The sequence below is a fragment of the Pseudomonas sp. A39 genome (genome assembly GCF_058145955.1).
Window position 1 is genome coordinate 71,472 of sequence record NZ_JBYVMD010000004.1, and the last position, 18,146, is coordinate 89,617.

An 18,146-nucleotide genomic window follows, 5' to 3' on the forward strand; every position below is an offset into this window, starting at 1 on the left:
TGCTCATGGATTTCGCCTATTCGCCCAAGGTTCAGGAACTGCGTGAACGCGTCACTGCGTTCATGGATGCTTACGTTTACCCGGCCGAGCCGGTGTTCGAGCGCCAAGTCAGCGAAGGCGACCGCTGGCAGCCCACCGCAATCATGGAAGAGCTGAAAGCCAAGGCCAAAGCTGAAGGCCTGTGGAACCTGTTCCTGCCGGAATCCGAATTGGGCGCCGGGCTGACCAACCTTGAATATGCGCCACTCGCCGAAATCATGGGCCGCTCCCTGCTGGGCCCGGAGCCGTTCAACTGCTCCGCCCCCGACACCGGCAACATGGAAGTGCTGGTGCGCTACGCCAACGAAGAGCAGAAACAACGCTGGCTGGAACCGCTGCTGCGCGGCGAGATCCGCTCAGCGTTCGCCATGACCGAGCCGGACGTGGCGTCCTCGGACGCAACCAACATGGCCGCCCGCGCCGAACGCCAGGGCGACGAATGGGTGATCAACGGCAAAAAATGGTGGACCTCCGGCGCCTGCGACCCGCGCTGCAAGATCCTGATCTTCATGGGCCTGAGCAACCCCGATGCACCGCGCCACCAGCAGCATTCGATGATCCTGGTGCCAGTGGACACTCCTGGCGTGAAAATCGTGCGCCCCCTGCCGGTGTTCGGCTACGACGATGCCCCCCACGGCCACGCCGAAGTGCTGTTCGACAACGTACGCGTGCCTTATGAGAACGTTCTGCTCGGCGAAGGCCGCGGCTTTGAAATCGCCCAAGGCCGTCTGGGCCCTGGCCGTATCCACCACTGCATGCGCTCCATCGGCATGGCCGAGCGCGCACTGGAATTGATGTGCAAGCGTTCCGTCAGCCGTACCGCGTTTGGCAAACCGCTGGCCCGCCTGGGCGGCAATATCGACAAGATCGCCGACTCACGGATGGAGATCGACATGGCGCGCCTGCTGACCCTGAAGGCGGCGTACATGATGGACACCGTGGGTAACAAAGTGGCGAAAAGTGAAATCGCCCAGATCAAGGTGGTGGCGCCGAACGTAGCGTTGAAGGTGATCGACCGCGCGATCCAGATCCATGGCGGAGCCGGGGTTTCCAACGACTTCCCGCTGGCCTACATGTATGCCATGCAACGCACCCTGCGCTTGGCCGATGGCCCGGACGAAGTGCATCGGGCGGCGATCGGCAAGTTCGAGATTGGCAAGTACGTGCCTAAAGAGCTGATGCGCAGCGGGCAATAACAGCGCGTCGCCTGCATCGGGGGCAAGCCCCCTCCCACACTTGGATGTGTTCACAGATCAAAATGTGGGAGGGGGCTTGCCCCCGATGAGGCCGGATCAGGCAATGAAGATCCATCAGTTCTCAGTAAACCCACACCTCCACCCGCCGATTCTTGATCCGGCCCTCATCCGCCGTATTCGCCGCCACCGGCATCTGCGCGCCAAACCCGCGAATCTCCCTCAGTACCACACCGCTCTTGACCAGCTCCCGGCGCACCGCCATCGCCCTGAGCTTGGACAGTAACGCGGCGCGCTGCGGGTCATTCTTCGCGTCACCAAACCCCACCAGCGTCACCTGCTTATCCAGCTTGTCGTGGCTTTTTATATAAGCCACCACCCGCTGCAAATCCTGGCGTGCTTTGTTGTCGAGGCTGGCGCTGCCTTCTTCGAAACGAAAATTCACCGTCAGGCGCTGTGCCTCGCGGGCGATGGTTTGATAGCCCTCGGGCATCGAGGCGCGCGGTTCGACGTCCATCGCCTGCACCTGTTGGGCGATAAACCCGCTCGCCGCGACAATCGCCTGGCCCTTGCTGCTCTGGGTAAAGTCCACCAGCGCCTTGGCCCACGGGTTGTGGCCCGACGGCGGCAGGTAAAAGAACAGCCGACGGGACAACGGGTAATCCTCGGTGGCGATCAGGCTATTGAGCGGCAACATCGGTTGTGAGTCGCCGTCCACAATTGCCACTGCCTTGGCCTGGCGCACGTAGGGCAAGCCGATAAAGCCGATGCCCAGCGGATCCTGGCTGACCGCATCGGACAACTGCTCACTGGACTCGAAACGCTTGGCGGAAGGCACGAGCGGTTTGCCGCGCAGGCGCAGTACCAGGTCCTTGAACGTGTCGTAGGTGCCGGACTGATCATCGCGCGCGTACACATGAATCGGCCCGCCGACGCCGCCCACGGCCTCCCAGGTGCTGATTTCACCATTGAAGAGCTGCGCCAGTTGCTCGGTATTCAGGGTGTTCAACGGGTTTTGTGGGTGGAGGATGATGGCCAAGCCGTCGATGGCGATCACCTGTTCGGCTTCAGGGCTTTTCAGGTCGCCGAGGGGTTCCAGATCGACCAGTTCACTGTCCTTGATCGGGCGGGAGGAGGCCGCCAGGTCGGCAGTGGACTTTTTAAGCGCAGTGAAACCGGTGCTGGAACCGTGGGCGGCGACCTCAATGGTCACGGTCTTGCCCTGACGCGTCTTGCCGATCACGCGCTGTTCATTGGCACCTTCGGCCGGTTCAGTGTGCACTGCCTGCAGGCCCTGATGCTCCATCAAGCCCTTGACCAGCGCCGGGCCCAACGCAGCGCCAATGGTATTGGAACCCTGGATGCGCAGTGCAGGGCCTTGGTCGGGAACGGGAAGGGGAGCGCAAACAGCGAAGACGGGAAACAGGGTCAGCAGGAACAGAACGCGCAGCCTCATGCCGGCACCTTCTCAAGCCAAAGGGAGTGCCGCGAGAATAAGTCAGGCAGGTTGCATAAATATGACTGGCGCGCCGCAAGGCTAAATGTGGGAAGGGGTAATCCCCTCCCACATTTTGACCGGGTACGGTCCTGAAATCAGCTCAGTTCCAGCCAGATCGGCGCATGGTCCGACGGCTTTTCCAGCCCGCGCAGGTCGTAGTCCACCCCGGCGTCCTTGACCCGCGGCAGCAGGCCATTGGACGCCATGATCACGTCAATCCGCAGGCCGCGCTTGGGCTCATCTTCGAACCCACGGCTACGGTAGTCGAACCAGCTGAAGCGGTCCGCCACGTCCGGGTTCAAGTGGCGGAAGCTGTCCACCAGGCCCCAGTTTTTCAGGCGCGCCATCCATTCGCGTTCTTCCGGCAGGAAGCTGCACTTGCCGGTTTTCAGCCAACGCTTGGCGTTGTCGGCGCCGATGCCGATGTCGCAGTCTTCCGGGGAAATGTTCACGTCGCCCATCACCACCAGCGCCTGGTCATTGCTGAACTGGCTTTCCAGCAACTGTTGCAGGTCTTCGTAAAAGCGCTGCTTGGCCGGGAATTTGGTGGGGTGGTCGCGGCTTTCGCCTTGTGGGAAATAGCCGTTCATGATGGTCACTGGCTGGCCATGTTCGTCGGCGAAAGTGCCCCAGATAAACCGGCGCTGGGCGTCTTCTTCGTCACTGGCAAAGCCTTTGTGCAGGCTTAGCGCCGGCTGGCGCGAGAGCAGGGCCACACCGTAGTGGCCTTTCTGCCCGTGGTAGTACACGTGATAGCCCAGGGCTTGTACTTCGGCGAGGGGGAATTGGTCATCGTGGACCTTGGTTTCCTGCAGGCCGATCACGTCGGGCTGGTGCTTTTCAATCAGCGCCGCCAGCTGATGAGGGCGGGCGCGCAGCCCGTTGATATTGAAGGAGACGATTTTCATGGTCGGCAGTCCAGTCTGGCAAAAGGGCGATGCTAGCGGACAAGTCGGACGGGGGCCAGCATGGCGGTAGGGCAGATGCGCTGCTAATGTCTGGGAACGACTCGTGCTGCGTGGGTTCGTACCCATAAGAACGCCGCCTCCTGAGCGGCGCCCAGGGAGATTGACTGTATGCCGGACACTTCGACTGCCATTGCTGAAATTCGCCTGCTCAACAGCGGCTATTCCCGTGAGGCCCGTTCCCTGCTGTATCAGGCCTATCGTCATGAGCCGACCTTTGCCTATATCTTCGAAGCCGAGCGTCCGGGCTACGAGCAGCGCGTACGGGCCACCGTGCGCGAGTTGGTCAAACAGCATTTCTTTCAGAAACTGCCGGCGATTGGCCTGTTCGTCAACGACCGGCTGATCGGCATCGCCCTGATCGCGCCACCGCAACGGCGCCTGGGCATCACCGAGAGCTGGGCCTGGCAATTGCGCATGTGGTTGAGCACGGGTGTGCGCGGTACCCGGCGTTATCTCGACTACCACCACGCCGTGCTGGCGTGCCTGCCCAATGAGTCGGTGCACGTGTTGCCACTGCTGGGGATCCACCCGCAATTCCAGGGCAAACATTATGGCGAGCAGTTGCTGGAGGCCGTGCACAACTGGTGCGCCGAAGACCCGCATTCGTCCGGTGTGGTGCTCGACACGGGCAATTCACGCTACCTGGATTTCTATAAGCGTCAGGGCTATGAGGAAATTGGTGAGGTCGCTGTAGGACCGATCCTGGAGCACGTTTTTTTCCATCCCAACCCCCAAGCCTTACAGGCCGTAACGGTTTAGCACAGAATTTTTCAGAATTGTCTGAGTTCTAAGTTTCTCCCCAGCTCGTGTAGCATCCGCGCCTATGAAGTTTCCAGGAAGATTTACCAGCGGCTTGGTTCTGCTGTTCACAAGCTGCGGCGCCTTGGCGCAGAGCGAATTGGACGTGCGGATCAAGCCCTCAAACGACGCGTTGAAAGCCAACATCGAAGGCTATATCGGCGGGGTGGGCGATCGTGATGAAGAGGCCTTGCTGCGGTTCAGCCGCGGCGCCGAGGAGCAGGCGCGCAAGGCCGCCCAGGCGCTGGGTTTCTATCAGCCACAGATCGAAAGCGATGTGAAGGGCGGCAAGAATCCGCGCCTGATCCTCACCATCGACCCCGGCGAGCCGGTGCATCTGCGTAACGTGACCATTCGGGTCGACGGCCCTGCCGCCGACCTCAAGGCCTTTCGCGTGCCCGTCAGCGACGACCTCACCTCCGGCGCCGTGCTCAACCATGGCCATTACGAAGACGCCAAGCGTCTGATCCAGAACCAGGCGTCGCGCTACGGCTTTTTCAGCGGGCGCTTCACCCAACAGCAACTCGCGGTGGACCCGAAGGCGGGTGTCGCCGATATCGAACTCGTTTACGACAGCGGCCCGCGCTACACCCTGGGCAAGGTCAGCTTCGCCGGCGATACGCCGTTTGACGAAGAGCTGCTGCAACGCATGGTGCCGTTCAAAAGTGGCACGCCCTACGATTCCGAACTGATCGCCGAACTCAACCAGAACCTGCAAGCCAGCGGTTTTTTCGAAGGCGTGCGCGTGGACGCCGCCCCGGCCGCCTCGGCCAACGACATCATCCCGGTCGCCGTGCGCCTGGAGACCCGCAAGCCGCGCACCATGGGCCTGGGCCTGGGGTTCTCCACCGACGTCGGCCCACGCGGCAAAGCCAACTGGACCCGGCACTGGGTCAACCCCCAGGGCCATAGCTATGGCTGGGAAGCCGAGCTGTCGGCGCCACGCCAGAACGTCGGCCTGTGGTATGACATCCCGCTCGACCCACCGCTCACCGACAAGCTGCGTTTCGCCGGTGGCTATCAGAATGAAGAAATCGCCAACACCGACACCCTGAGTAAATTGCTCACCCTCGGCCCCGAGTGGCACAGCAAATTGCCCAGCGGTTGGACCCGAGTGATCTCGCTCAAGTACCAGCGCGAAGAATATCGCCTGGGTAATGACTCCGGCCTGAGCAACCTGGTGATGCCGGGGATCAGCTATTCCTACCTGCGCAGTGACAACCGCATCGACCCGCACCACGGCTATCGCCTGCAATTTGATAGCAAGGTGGCGAAAGAGGGCTTGGGCTCCGACACCAACCTGCTCTACGGCACGGCCATGGTCAAAGGCCTGACCACCTTGTGGGACAACCATCGCTTTCTGGCGCGTGCCCAGGTAGGCGGCAGTGCCACCAATGGCTACAAGTCGGTGCCGCCGTCGCTGCGCTTCTTTGCCGGTGGCGACCAGAGCGTGCGCGGCTACGAGTACCAGACGCTGTCACCCGAGAACGACCGTGGCGACCGCATCGGTGGCCGCTACATGGTGGCCCTGAGCGCCGAGTACCAGTATTCCATCGCCGAGAAATGGCGGGTCGCGACCTTTATCGACCAGGGCAATTCCTTCAATTCCCTGGAAATGCCCAGCCTCAAGACCGGCGTGGGCGTGGGTATCCGCTGGGTTTCGCCGGTCGGCCCGATCCGCCTTGACCTGGCCCATGCCCTCGAAGATCCGGGCGGCGTTCGATTGCACTTTTCCATGGGGCCTGAGCTGTGATGCGTGGTGTGAAAATAGCAGGGTTGGCCGTGGTGGCCCTCCTTGGGGTGCTGTTGCTGGCACTGTGGGCGGTACTGGGCACTCAGGCGGGCAGCCGCTGGGCGTTGGGGCGTGTACCGGGGTTGAGCGTAGAGCATTTCCAGGGGCATCTGGGCGGCCAATGGAGCGCCGACCATGTGTTGTGGCAGCAGGACAGCAGTCGCGTCGAACTCCAGGCCCCCCAATGGGATTGGTCGCCGGCGTGCCTGTTGCGCATGACCTTGTGTATCGACCGCTTGGACGTGGAACAGGTCAGCCTGCAATTCCCGCCAAGCACCGAGGAAAGCAGCGGGCCGATCGCGCTGCCTGACTTGAAACTGCCGCTGGCCATCCAGCTGGGCGACGTTCGCGTCGGTAGCCTGCTGTTTAACGGCAGCGAAGAACTCAAAGGCTTGCAACTGGCGGCGCATTGGACCGCCGCCGGCCTGCAGATCGACTCGGTGCATGTGCAGCGCGATGGCCTGGTGCTGGACCTCGCCGGCCTGCTGCAACCCATTGGCGACTGGCCTTTGACCGCCAGCGGTAACCTGAGCCTGCCCTACGCGCCGGGCGGCGCACCGTGGCACGTCGCTCTCAACGTCGACGGCGACCTGCTCAAGACCCTCAAGCTCAATGCTGACAGCAGCGGCTACCTGCCGGCCAAGCTCACCGGCGAGCTGCAACCGCTGGCGGAAAACCTCCCGGCCCAATTGCACCTCACTGCCGACGGCTTCAAGCCCAGCGCCGATCTGCCCGACACCTTGCAACTCAATCAACTCGACCTCACCGCCAAAGGCGACTTGAACAGCGGCTACCAATTGCTGGGCAAGGCCGTGCTGCCGGCGGAAAAGGGCCCGGTGGACTTGCTGCTGCAAGGCAAGGTCGACGCCAAGGGCGCGCAGATCGCCGGCCTGGACCTGAATGCCGGTGACAAGCAAAGCCTCAAACTGACCGCCCAACTCGATTGGCAGCAAGGCTTCAGCGCCGAGGCCAAGATCGATTGGCTGGATTTCCCCTGGCATCGCCTCTATCCGGTGATCGACGAGCCGCAAGTCGCGCTGCGTACGTTCAATGGTGAGATCTCCTACAAGGACGGCAACTACCTGGGCAACCTCAAGGCCGACCTCGATGGCCCGGCGGGCAAGTTCAATGTGGTCACGCCGTTCAGTGGCGACCTTAAACAAATTTTCCTGCCTGAACTGAAACTCACCGCTGGCCAAGGCAAGGCTGAAGGCCACCTGAACCTGCAATTCGCCGACGGCATTGCCTGGGACACGGCCCTCGACCTGTCGGCGCTGAACCCGGCTTACTGGGTGGCTGAATTGCCCGGCACCCTGGCCGGGCCGTTGCGCAGTAAAGGCGAGTTCAAGAACGAGCAACTCAAGCTGAATGCCGACCTCGACCTCAAGGGCCGCCTGCGCGGTCAAACCGCGGTGCTGGCGGCCAAGGCCGACGGGGCGGGCGAGCAGTGGACGTTGGCTAACCTGGATATCCGCCTCGGCGACAACCGCATCAACGGCAGTGGCAGCCTGCAACAACGCTTGGCCGGGCAGATTGATATCAAGCTGGCGCGCCTGGCCCAGTTGTGGCCGCAACTGCGCGGGCAGGTCAACGGCCGCCTCGACGTCGCCGGCAGCCTCAAGGCGCCCCAAGGCAAATTGGGCCTCAAGGGCCAGCAACTGGCGTTTGCCGACAATCGCCTGCAAAGCCTCACCCTCGATGCCAGCCTGGACAATGCCCAGCGCGCCAAGATCGACCTCAAGGGCAGCGGCATTCAGTCCGGCGACACCCAGGTTGGTACCCTGACGGCCAGCGCCCAAGGCGATATCCAGCAGCAGAAGGTCCAACTGGACTTGGTCGGCCCGCTGGTCAAGCTGGCCCTGGCCTTGGATGGCACTCTCGATAAAGGCAACTGGCGCGGGCGCTTGGCCAGCGGTGATGTACAAGCCGGCGGGCAGGACTGGAAGCTGCAGGCGCCGGCGAAGATCGAGCGCCTGGCCGATGGCAAGCTCACTTTTGCCGCGCACTGCTGGGTGTCCGGGCCCGCCAGCCTGTGCGGCGAAGACCAGCGCCTGATGCCGGAACCGAAGCTGCGCTACCACCTCAAGCAATTCCCCATCGACAGCCTGGCGGCGTTCTTGCCCAAGGATTTTGCCTGGCAGGGCAAGCTCAACGCCGACCTGCAACTGGACCTGCCGGACAGCGGCCCTAAAGGCCTGGTCTCGGTGGACGCCAGTGGTGGCATCCTGCGCGTCAAGGACAAGGACCAGTGGCTGGATTTCCCTTACGACACCCTGAAGCTGGAAACCACCCTTAACCCTAAACGCATCGACACGCAGCTGAACTTCCGTGGCGGCAAGCTCGGTGAGTTGATGCTGCAGGCGCAGATCAACCCGTTGCCGAAGAACAAGCCGATCACCGGCAACTTCAGCCTCGTCGGGCTGGACTTGGCGGTGGCGCGGCCGTTTGTACCGATGGTGGAAACCCTCAGCGGCAAGCTCAATGGCAATGGTCGGATTTCCGGTGGCTTGCTGGCACCGCAGGTCAACGGCAACGTGAACCTGGTGGGTGGCGAGATTGCCGGGCCGGAACTGCCCATCAGCCTCGAAGGCTTGAATGTGCAAGCGCTGATCGCGGGCGAAAGCGTGCAGCTCAACGGTGGCTGGCGCAGCGGCAAGGCGGGGCAGGGTAGCCTCAAGGGCCAGATCGACTGGGGCCAGGCGCTGGTGGTGGACCTCAGCCTGCAAGGCTCGCAGCTGCCGGTCACGGTTGAACCGTACGCCGTGCTGGAGGTGGCGCCCGACCTGAAAATCAGCCTGAAGAACGACAAGCTGGCGGTGGCCGGTAAAGTGCACATCCCGCGTGGCGATATCACCGTGCGTGAGCTGCCGCCGTCCACCGTCAAAGTCTCGGATGACACGGTGATCATCGGCAGCCAGACCGAGGAGGGCAAGCCGCCGATGGCGATGGCCATGGATATCGACGTGGTGGTGGGTGAAGACAAGCTCAACTTCTCGGGCTTCGACCTCACTGCCAAGGTGCAGGGCCAGGTGCATATCGGCGACAACCTCGACACCCGTGGCGAGCTGTGGCTCAACGATGGCCGCTACCGTGCCTACGGGCAGCGGCTGGATGTGCGACGAGCGCGCTTGCTGTTCGCCGGGCCCCTGGACCAGCCGTACCTGGACATCGAAGCGATCCGCAAGACCGATGATGTGGTCGCCGGTATCCGCCTGAGCGGCAGTGCCGAGCAGCCCACCACGCAAATCTTCTCGGAACCGGCCATGAGCCAGGAACAGGCACTGTCGTATCTGGTGCTGGGGCGTCCGTTGAGCAGCACCGGCGAAGATAACAATATGCTCGCGCAAGCCGCATTGGGCCTGGGGTTGATGGGCAGCGCCGGGGTCACCTCGGACCTTGCCAACAAGTTGGGTATCCAGGACTTCGACCTCGACACCCAGGGCAGCGGTAACAACACCGCCGTGGTGGCCAGCGGCAAGATCACCGAGAAACTCAGCCTGCGTTACGGCGTGGGCGTGTTCGAGCCCGCCAGCACGATTGCCTTGCGCTACCTGTTGAGCAAGAAGGTGTATCTGGAAGTGGCAAGCGGCGTGGCCAGCTCCCTGGATATCTTCTACAAGCGCGATTTCTAACGCTTACGCGATTAAACATGTGGGAGGGGGCTTGCTCCCGATGGCGGTGGGTCAGTCATGTTGCAGTCGACTGAAACACCGCCATCGGGGGCAAGCCCCCTCCCACATTAGCAAGCAAGCTAATTATTCCATTTGACATTTGCTGCCTAAGCAGTAACATCTCGTCACACATTCGCTGCCTAGGCAGTAATAAGGTGACTTCCGATGAAACACTTCACCCCGGATAACTTCCACAACTGCCACCTCGGCCTCTTGCTCGGGCGTGCCGCAATCCTCAAAGACCGGATCATCGACACCCACATGGAACCCCACGGCATCACCGCCGCGCAGTTCAAGGTGTTGATCATCATGGCTCAGTTCGGCGTCGACACCCCGGCGGAGCTGTGCCGCAACCTGTCTTTGGACAGCGGTTCAATGACCCGCATGCTCGACCGCCTGGAGCAGAAGGGGCTGCTGGACCGCAAACGTTCAGCGCTGGATCGACGCCAAGTGCAGCTTGTACTCACCCCGGAGGGCCAGCGTCTGGCAGACATGCTGCCGTTCATCGGCGCCGATGCATTGAACCAGCTGGCCGGCGCACTGGAGCCGGGTGAGTTGGAAACCCTGGAAAAGATCCTAAAGAAAATTCTGATAGCTGCGGGTGATCCCATCACTATCCAGCGGGTAGGTAACCAATGAACACACGTGCCCTTTGCCTGGTGCTGGTGGCCATGAGCATGGCCGGTTGCGCCAACTACAGCGGCCTCGACACCCAAGGCAAACGCCTCGACGCGAGCACCCTGCAAAGCGGAAAAACCCTGAGCGGTGCGACCTTGTCGAGCGCCGCCTGGCCCAGCGCCGACTGGTGGAAAAGCCTCGGCGACCCACAACTCGACGGCCTGATCCAGGAAGCCCTGCAAAACAGCCCCGACATGCAAGTGGCCAGCGCCCGTGCCCACCAGGCCGAAGCCGCCGCCTACGCCGCCAACGCCGAGCGCATGCCGACCCTGGATGCCAGCGCCGGCGTGAGCCGTTCGCGCCTGGCCAAAGACCAGGACCCACGCGGCGAAGGCGATGCCTATTCGACCGTGCGCAACATCGGCGCCAGCTTCAATTACAACTTCGACCTCTGGGGCGGCCAGCGCGCTGCCTGGGAAGCCGCGTTGGGCGAGGCGCGTGCCGCCCAAGTCGACCAGCAGGCGGCGCGCCTGACGCTGGCCGCCAATGTGGCCAAGGCTTACAGCGACTTGGGCCAGGCCCATATCGTGCGGGACCTGGCCAATGACGACCTCAAGCGCACCCGGCAGATGCTCGACCTGGGCAAGCGCCGCCTGAACTCGGGCATCGACAGCCAGTACCAGTACCAGCAGACCGAAAGCCTCGAAGCCAGCGCCCAGTCGCAGCTGATCGACGCGGAAAAACAACTGCAGAGCGCCAAGATTGCGTTGGCGGTGTTGCTCGGCAAAGGCCCGGACCGTGGCAGTGAACTGGCCCGGCCCGCCGTGCTGAAACCCAGCGCCGTTGCCGTGCCATCGGTGCTGCCGGCCGAGCTGTTGGGCCGTCGCCCGGACCTGATCGCCGCGCGCTGGCGCGTCGAGGCGGCGGGCAAGAACATCGATGCGAGCAAGACCCGCTTCTACCCCAACCTCAACCTGAGCGCGAGCGCTGGGGCCGAGTCGTTGCTGGGCGATGCGATGTTCGGTTCGGCCAGCCGCTTCTTCAATATTGCGCCGACGGTCTCGCTGCCGATCTTCGACGGCGGCCGCCTGCGCGCCGACCTCGATGCCCGCGACGCCGACTACGATCTGGCGGTGGCGCAGTACAACAAGACCCTGGTGCAAGCCCTGGGCGATATCGGTAACACCCTTTCGCAACTGCGCGACACCGGCCGGCAGATCCAGGCCCAGCGACACGCCGCGGACATTGCCCAGCAGTCCTACGACACCGGCGTGCAGCGCTACAGCTCCGGGATCGGTAACTACCTGGATGTACTCAGCATCGAACAGCAATTGCTGCAGGCCCAGCGCCAGTTGGCAACGCTGAATGCCGCGCAGATCGATCTGTCGATTCAATTGATGCAGGCCCTGGGCGGCGGCTACAGCGCCGACAACGTGGCTGCGACCACCCCAGCCACCCGCACGGAATAATTTGAGGTATTTGTCATGGCCACTGCCGAAAACACCCCTGCAAGCGAACAACCCAAGCAAGACAACAACCCCCGCAAACGCAAAGTGATGCTGATCGGCCTGACGCTGATCGTCATCCTCGCCGTGGTCGGCGTGTGGGGCTGGTATGAGCTCTACGGCCGCTTCAGCGAAAGCACCGACGACGCCTACGTGAACGGCAACGTGGTGGAAATCACCCCGCTGGTCACCGGCACCGTGGTCAGCATCGGCGCCGACGACGGCGACCTGGTCCACGAAGGCCAGGTGCTGATCAACTTCGACCCGAACGACGCCGCCGTCGGCCTGCAAAGCGCCCAGGCCAACTTGGCCCGCACCGTGCGCCAGGTGCGCGGTTTGTACAGCAACGTCGATGGCATGAAGGCCCAGGTCAATGCGCAGAAAGCCGATGTGCAAACGGCCCAGGACAACTTCAACCGCCGTAAAACCCTGGCCCAGGGCGGGGCGATTTCCCAGGAAGAACTGTCCCACGCCCGTGACAGCCTGACCGCCGCCAAGAACGCGTTGACCAACCTTGAACAGCAACTGAAAACCAGCAACGCGTTGGTGGACGACACGGTGATCAGCTCCCATCCGGATGTGCAGGCCGCCGCCGCGCAATTGCGCCAAGCCTACCTGGCCAATGCGCGCAGCACCCTGATCGCACCGGTCACCGGCTACGTCGCCAAGCGCACCGTGCAACTGGGCCAGCGCGTTCAGCCCGGCACAGCGTTGATGGCAGTGATCCCGCTGAACCAGCTGTGGATCGACGCCAACTTCAAGGAAACCCAACTGCGCGATATGCGCATTGGCCAACCGGTGGACATTGAGTCGGACATCTACGGCAGCGACGTGAAGTACAGCGGCACCGTGGACAGTTTGGGCGCCGGTACCGGCAGCGCATTTGCCCTGTTGCCGGCGCAGAACGCCACCGGTAACTGGATCAAGATCGTGCAACGGGTGCCGGTGCGCATCCATATCAACGCCGAGGAGCTGGCCAAGCACCCACTGCGCGTGGGCTTGAGCACCGTGGTCAATGTGGACCTGCACGACCAAAGCGGCCCGGTGCTGGCGCAACAGGCGCCGCAAAAGGCCTCGTTCACCACCAACGTGTATGACCGCCAATTGGCCGAAGCTGACGCCATGATCACCCAGTTGATCCATGACAACAGCCTCGCCGCTCCCAAGGCTGCGCAACGCTGATGAGCAATAACGCCTCCTTCACGCCACCCAGCCTGTTGATGGCCACTATTGGCCTGTCGCTGGCGACCTTTATGCAGGTGCTCGACACCACCATCGCCAACGTGGCGTTGCCGACCATTTCCGGCAACCTCGGCGTGAGTTCGGAGCAGGGCACCTGGGTGATCACCTCGTTTGCGGTGAGCAACGCCATCGCGTTGCCACTCACCGGTTGGCTGAGCCGCCGGTTTGGCGAGGTGAAGCTGTTTTTGTGGGCGACCATGCTGTTTGTGCTGGCGTCGTTCCTCTGTGGTATTTCCACGTCGATGCCTGAACTGATCGCCTTTCGGGTCGTGCAAGGCCTGGTGGCCGGGCCGCTGTACCCGATGACGCAGACGCTGCTGATCGCGGTCTACCCGCCGGCGAAGCGGGGAATGGCCCTGGCGCTGCTGGCGATGGTCACGGTGGTGGCGCCGATTGCGGGGCCGATCCTCGGCGGTTGGATCACCGACAGCTACAGCTGGCCGTGGATCTTCTTTATCAACGTGCCGATCGGTGTTTTTGCGGTGATGGTGGTGCGTTCGCAACTGAAGAAACGCCCGGTGGAGACCAGCTACCAACCCATGGACTACGTGGGGCTGCTGAGCCTGATCGTGGGGGTTGGCGCCTTGCAGATCATCCTCGACAAGGGCAATGACCTGGATTGGTTTGAATCCAACTTCATCATCATTGGCGCCGCGATTTCGGTGATTGCCCTGGCGGTGTTCATTATCTGGGAGATGACCGACAAGCACCCGGTGGTGAATCTGCGGCTGTTCGCCTACCGCAACTTCCGCATTGGCACCATCGTGTTGATCCTGGGTTACGCAGGCTTCTTCGGCATCAACCTGATCCTGCCGCAATGGTTGCAGACCCAGATGGGCTACACGGCCACGTGGGCGGGCCTGGCGGTGGCGCCGATCGGCATCCTGCCGGTGCTGATGTCGCCGTTCGTGGGCAAGTACGCGCACAAGTTCGACCTGCGCCTGTTGGCAGGCCTGGCGTTCCTGGCGATTGGCTTGAGCTGCTTTATGCGTGCGGGCTTCACCAATGAGGTGGACTTCACGCACATCGCGATGGTGCAGCTGTTCATGGGGATCGGCGTGGCGCTGTTCTTTATGCCGACCTTGAGCATCTTGATGTCCGACCTGCCGCCGCACCAGATTGCCGACGGCGCAGGTCTGGCGACGTTCCTGCGGACCTTGGGCGGTAGCTTTGCCGCTTCGCTGACCACCTGGATCTGGATCCGCCGTGCGGACCAGCACCATGCGTACATGAGCGAGAACATGACCACCTACGACTCCGCGACCCGCGATGCCTTGCAGGCGCTCGGCGGGGCAGGGCAGAAGGCCTACACGCAGCTGGACCAGATCCTCACCAGCCAGGCGTACATGATGTCCACCGTGGATTACTTCACGTTGCTGGGGTGGATGTTCATGGCGTTGATGTTGCTGGTGTGGTTGGCCAAGCCGCCGTTTGGCGCCAAGGCCGGGCCGGAAGCCTCAGGCCACTGATTCCGAAAACGTACAACATCCAAATGTGGGAGGGGGCTTGCCCCCGATGGCATTCTGTCAGTTGAGTATGAGCTGACTGACACACTGCTATCGGGGGCAAGCCCCCTCCCACATTTGGATCTTTGTTCACATTGGATTTGTGGTGTCTGAGGTTCAGGCGCCGGGCAACGCCAATTGTGGGTTCACAAAATCAAACGCCGCCAATTGAAACCCTTGCTCATCCACCTGCAATGCCCAGCCTTGCTTATCCCAATCCCCCAGCACAATGCGCTTGGCCGCCTGATCGCCAATCTGCAGCTTATGGATGGCCGGCCGGTGCGTGTGGCCGTGGACCAGGGTGCGCACGCCAAATTGCTGCATCACCCGTGGGACTTCCTCGGGGGTCACATCGACAATGTCGTTGGCCTTCATGCGCGTCTGCGCACGGCTTTCGCTGCGCAGCTTGCGCGCCAGCTTGTGCCGCGTGCGCAGCGGCAGATGCCGCAGGATAAACAGCACAATCGGGTTGCGCAGGATGCGCCGCAGCTTCATATAGCCGACGTCGCGGGTGCAGAGGCTGTCGCCGTGCATCAACAGCACGGGCTCGCCATGGAGCTGCACGACACTCGGGTCCTTGAGCAAGGTGGCACCTGCGGCTTTGCAGAACGCCTTGCCGATGAGGAAATCGCGGTTGCCGTGCATGATGAAAATCGGGGTGCCGCTGTCGCTCAGCTCGCGCAGGGCTGCGCAAATCGAACGCTGGAAGGGGGTCATCCCATCGTCGCCAATCCAGGCTTCAAAGAAGTCCCCCAGAATGTACAACGCCTGGGCGCCACGGGCGCGGTGGTGGAGCAGATCCAGAAACGCCCGGGTGATGTCCGGGCGCTCCTCTTCCAGATGCAAATCTGAAATCAGCAATATCACCCAACGATCTCGGCTTTCTCGACGATCACGTCTTCTACCGGAACGTCCTGGTGGCCGGCTTTACCGGTGGTTTGCACGCCTTTGATCTTGTCGACGACGTCCTGGCCTTCGGTCACTTTACCGAATACCGCGTAGCCCCAGCCCTGCACGTTCTTGCCGCTGTGGTTGAGGAAGGCGTTGTCGGCGACGTTGATGAAGAACTGCGCGGAGGCCGAATGTGGCTCCATGGTACGGGCCATCGCAACGGTGTATTTGTCGTTGGAAAGGCCGTTGTCCGCTTCGTTCTGGATGCTTGGACGCTTGTCTTTCTTTTCTTTCATGCCAGGCTCGAAACCGCCGCCCTGGACCATGAAGTTGCCGATGACACGGTGGAAAACGGTGTTTTCGTAGTGGCCGGCTTTAACGTACTCGATGAAGTTGGCGACGGTGATCGGCGCTTTCTCGGCGTTCAGCTCGATGACGATGTCACCGTGGTTGGTGGTCAGTTTGACTTGAGTCATGTTCACTACTCTTTTCAGGGAATTCGTGGGTTTGGACGCCTGGGCGCCTCGACCGGTCTGGCTAAACAGAGGCCAAGGGGCGCAGTTTAGCGTGACCTGCAGGAATTTCGAGGTGGTTTTTTACCGCCTATGCAATAAATGCTGCAGTTTTCGGTGCTGGCCTGTCAGGTGCTTGACAGCATCGGCTATGATATCGCCTTTGTTTTATCTGGCCTCACCCGGCCACGAACCTGTCTGTTCAAGGATCCTATGAGCAAGCCCACTGTCGACCCTACCTCGAATGCCAAGGCCGGACCTGCCGTCCCGGTCAACTTCCTGCGCCCGATCATCCAGGCGGACCTGGATTCGGGCAAGCACACGCAGATCGTCACCCGCTTCCCGCCAGAGCCCAACGGCTACCTGCACATCGGTCACGCCAAGTCGATCTGTGTGAACTTCGGCCTGGCCCAGGAGTTCGGTGGCGTCACGCACCTGCGTTTCGACGACACCAACCCGGCCAAGGAAGACCAGGAATACATCGACGCCATCGAAAGCGACATCAAGTGGCTGGGCTTCGAATGGTCCGGTGAAGTGCGCTATGCCTCGAAGTATTTCGACCAATTGTTCGACTGGGCCGTCGAGCTGATCAAGGCCGGCAAGGCCTACGTCGACGACCTGACGCCTGAGCAAGCCAAGGAATACCGTGGCACCCTGACCGAGCCGGGTAAGAACAGCCCCTTCCGCGACCGTTCGGTGGAAGAGAACCTGGACCTGTTCAACCGCATGCGCGACGGTGAGTTCCCGGACGGCGCCCGCGTGCTGCGCGCCAAGATCGATATGGCCTCGCCGAACATGAACCTGCGCGACCCGATCATGTACCGCATCCGTCATGCCCACCACCACCAGACCGGTGACAAGTGGTGCATCTACCCCAACTACGACTTCACCCACGGTCAGTCGGACGCCATCGAAGGCATCACCCACTCCATCTGCACCCTGGAGTTCGAAAGCCATCGCCCGCTGTACGAATGGTTCCTCGACAGCCTGCCGGTACCGGCGCACCCGCGTCAGTACGAATTCAGCCGCCTGAACCTGAACTACACCATCACCAGCAAGCGCAAGCTCAAGCAACTGGTGGATGAAAAGCACGTGCACGGCTGGGACGACCCACGCATGTCGACGCTGTCGGGCTTCCGCCGTCGCGGCTACACCCCGGCATCGATCCGCAACTTCTGCGACATGGTCGGCACCAACCGTTCCGACGGCGTGGTCGACTTCGGCATGCTCGAATTCAGCATCCGCCAGGACCTCGACGCCAACGCGCCGCGTGCCATGTGCGTGCTGCGTCCGTTGAAAGTAGTGATCACCAACTATCCGGAAGACAAAGTCGACCACCTCGAGCTGCCGCGTCACCCGCAGAACGAAGCGCTCGGCGTGCGCAAGCTGCCGTTCGCGCGTGAAATCTACATCGACCGTGATGACTACATGGAAGAACCGCCGAAGGGCTACAAGCGCCTGGAGCCGAACGGCGAAGTACGTCTGCGTGGCAGCTACGTGATCCGTGCCGACGAAGCGATCAAGGACGCCGATGGCAACATCGTCGAACTGCGCTGCTCCTACGACCCGGAAACCCTGGGCAAGAACCCTGAAGGCCGCAAGGTCAAAGGCGTGATCCACTGGGTGCCGGCCGCTGCCAGCGTCGAGTGCGAAGTGCGCCTGTACGATCGCCTGTTCCGCTCGCCGAACCCTGAAAAGGCTGAAGACAGCGCCAGTTTCCTCGACAACATCAACCCTGACTCCCTGCAAGTGCTCACCGGTTGTCGTGCCGAGCCATCGCTTGGCGACGCACAGCCGGAAGACCGTTTCCAGTTCGAGCGCGAAGGTTACTTCTGCGCGGATATCAAGGACTCGAAACCCGGTCATCCGGTATTCAACCGTACCGTGACCTTGCGTGATTCGTGGGGCCAGTGA

The 18,146-nt window shown here is 62.0% G+C and carries 13 protein-coding genes; 9 read left to right on the plus strand and 4 right to left on the minus strand.

The annotated features are described in order from the left end of the window. Positions 1-5: 5 nt before the first annotated feature. A complete protein-coding gene (locus AC3ZU9_RS04305; RefSeq protein WP_028616890.1) occupies positions 6-1,235 on the plus strand; it encodes an acyl-CoA dehydrogenase in 1,230 nt (409 codons plus the stop codon). A gap of 121 nt (positions 1,236-1,356) precedes the next feature. Here AC3ZU9_RS04305 and AC3ZU9_RS04310 read toward each other — a convergent pair whose 3' ends face one another. Together AC3ZU9_RS04310 and xthA are read right to left on the minus strand one after the other, a co-directional pair. Then, a complete protein-coding gene (locus tag AC3ZU9_RS04310; protein ID WP_490090352.1) occupies positions 1,357-2,688 on the minus strand; it encodes a substrate-binding domain-containing protein in 1,332 nt (443 codons plus the stop codon). Positions 2,689-2,825: 137 nt separating this feature from the next. Continuing rightward, positions 2,826-3,638: an exodeoxyribonuclease III gene (gene xthA / locus AC3ZU9_RS04315; RefSeq protein WP_046035549.1), complete on the minus strand. Its 813-nt coding sequence runs from the start codon at positions 3,636-3,638 to the stop codon at positions 2,826-2,828. A gap of 168 nt (positions 3,639-3,806) precedes the next feature. Here xthA and AC3ZU9_RS04320 point away from each other — a divergent pair, with 168 nt between their 5' ends. The 7 genes from AC3ZU9_RS04320 (at position 3,807) to AC3ZU9_RS04350 (ending at position 14,793) form a co-directional block, all read left to right on the plus strand. Next, positions 3,807-4,457, plus strand: a complete 651-nt coding sequence (locus AC3ZU9_RS04320) for a GNAT family N-acetyltransferase (protein ID WP_046035548.1) — start codon at positions 3,807-3,809, stop codon at positions 4,455-4,457. Between the two features lie 64 nt (positions 4,458-4,521). Beyond that, a complete protein-coding gene (locus tag AC3ZU9_RS04325) occupies positions 4,522-6,249 on the plus strand; it encodes an autotransporter assembly complex protein TamA (RefSeq protein ID WP_012725001.1) in 1,728 nt (575 codons plus the stop codon). After that, positions 6,249-9,920 (plus strand): translocation/assembly module TamB domain-containing protein, encoded by a 3,672-nt coding sequence (locus tag AC3ZU9_RS04330; RefSeq protein ID WP_490090353.1) that lies wholly within the window; start codon positions 6,249-6,251, stop codon positions 9,918-9,920. The genes AC3ZU9_RS04325 and AC3ZU9_RS04330 overlap by 1 nt, the downstream gene beginning before the upstream one ends. Before the next feature lie 204 nt (positions 9,921-10,124). Beyond that, positions 10,125-10,598: a MarR family winged helix-turn-helix transcriptional regulator gene (locus AC3ZU9_RS04335; protein WP_012724999.1), complete on the plus strand. Its 474-nt coding sequence runs from the start codon at positions 10,125-10,127 to the stop codon at positions 10,596-10,598. After that, positions 10,595-12,046 carry an efflux transporter outer membrane subunit gene (locus AC3ZU9_RS04340; RefSeq protein WP_046035546.1) on the plus strand — a complete coding sequence of 484 codons (1,452 nt, stop codon included), beginning with the start codon at positions 10,595-10,597 and terminating at the stop codon, positions 12,044-12,046. The genes AC3ZU9_RS04335 and AC3ZU9_RS04340 overlap by 4 nt, the downstream gene beginning before the upstream one ends. Before the next feature lie 15 nt (positions 12,047-12,061). After that, a complete protein-coding gene (locus AC3ZU9_RS04345) occupies positions 12,062-13,264 on the plus strand; it encodes an HlyD/EmrA/EmrK family protein (RefSeq protein ID WP_012724997.1) in 1,203 nt (400 codons plus the stop codon). Beyond that, positions 13,264-14,793 (plus strand): DHA2 family efflux MFS transporter permease subunit, encoded by a 1,530-nt coding sequence (locus AC3ZU9_RS04350; protein WP_490090354.1) that lies wholly within the window; start codon positions 13,264-13,266, stop codon positions 14,791-14,793. The genes AC3ZU9_RS04345 and AC3ZU9_RS04350 overlap by 1 nt, the downstream gene beginning before the upstream one ends. Before the next feature lie 153 nt (positions 14,794-14,946). Here the strand turns inward: AC3ZU9_RS04350 and lpxH are convergent, their stop codons facing one another. Together lpxH and AC3ZU9_RS04360 are read right to left on the minus strand one after the other, a co-directional pair. Beyond that, positions 14,947-15,696: a UDP-2,3-diacylglucosamine diphosphatase gene (gene lpxH / locus AC3ZU9_RS04355; protein WP_012724995.1), complete on the minus strand. Its 750-nt coding sequence runs from the start codon at positions 15,694-15,696 to the stop codon at positions 14,947-14,949. Further along, positions 15,693-16,196, minus strand: coding sequence for a peptidylprolyl isomerase (locus AC3ZU9_RS04360; protein WP_043205556.1), 504 nt, complete (start codon positions 16,194-16,196; stop codon positions 15,693-15,695). Before AC3ZU9_RS04360 ends, lpxH begins: the two co-directional genes overlap by 4 nt. A gap of 249 nt (positions 16,197-16,445) precedes the next feature. On the opposite strand from AC3ZU9_RS04360, the gene AC3ZU9_RS04365 reads away from it, so the two are divergent. Further along, complete coding sequence (locus AC3ZU9_RS04365) at positions 16,446-18,146, plus strand: glutamine--tRNA ligase/YqeY domain fusion protein (RefSeq protein ID WP_012724993.1); 1,701 nt, start codon at positions 16,446-16,448, stop codon at positions 18,144-18,146.

Excerpts from the sequence above, each read along its gene's own strand:
- AC3ZU9_RS04310 (WP_490090352.1), bottom strand. The coding sequence starts at position 2,688 with ATGAGGCTGCGCGTTCTGTTCCTGCTGACCCTGTTTCCCGTCTTCGCT.
- AC3ZU9_RS04325 (WP_012725001.1), top strand. The coding sequence starts at position 4,522 with ATGAAGTTTCCAGGAAGATTTACCAGCGGCTTGGTTCTGCTGTTCACA.
- AC3ZU9_RS04305 (WP_028616890.1), top strand. The coding sequence starts at position 6 with ATGGATTTCGCCTATTCGCCCAAGGTTCAGGAACTGCGTGAACGCGTC.
- AC3ZU9_RS04335 (WP_012724999.1), top strand. The coding sequence starts at position 10,125 with ATGAAACACTTCACCCCGGATAACTTCCACAACTGCCACCTCGGCCTC.
- AC3ZU9_RS04350 (WP_490090354.1), top strand. The coding sequence starts at position 13,264 with ATGAGCAATAACGCCTCCTTCACGCCACCCAGCCTGTTGATGGCCACT.
- xthA (WP_046035549.1), bottom strand. The coding sequence starts at position 3,638 with ATGAAAATCGTCTCCTTCAATATCAACGGGCTGCGCGCCCGCCCTCAT.
- AC3ZU9_RS04345 (WP_012724997.1), top strand. The coding sequence starts at position 12,062 with ATGGCCACTGCCGAAAACACCCCTGCAAGCGAACAACCCAAGCAAGAC.
- AC3ZU9_RS04330 (WP_490090353.1), top strand. The coding sequence starts at position 6,249 with ATGCGTGGTGTGAAAATAGCAGGGTTGGCCGTGGTGGCCCTCCTTGGG.
- AC3ZU9_RS04360 (WP_043205556.1), bottom strand. The coding sequence starts at position 16,196 with ATGACTCAAGTCAAACTGACCACCAACCACGGTGACATCGTCATCGAG.
- AC3ZU9_RS04340 (WP_046035546.1), top strand. The coding sequence starts at position 10,595 with ATGAACACACGTGCCCTTTGCCTGGTGCTGGTGGCCATGAGCATGGCC.
- AC3ZU9_RS04320 (WP_046035548.1), top strand. The coding sequence starts at position 3,807 with ATGCCGGACACTTCGACTGCCATTGCTGAAATTCGCCTGCTCAACAGC.
- AC3ZU9_RS04365 (WP_012724993.1), top strand. The coding sequence starts at position 16,446 with ATGAGCAAGCCCACTGTCGACCCTACCTCGAATGCCAAGGCCGGACCT.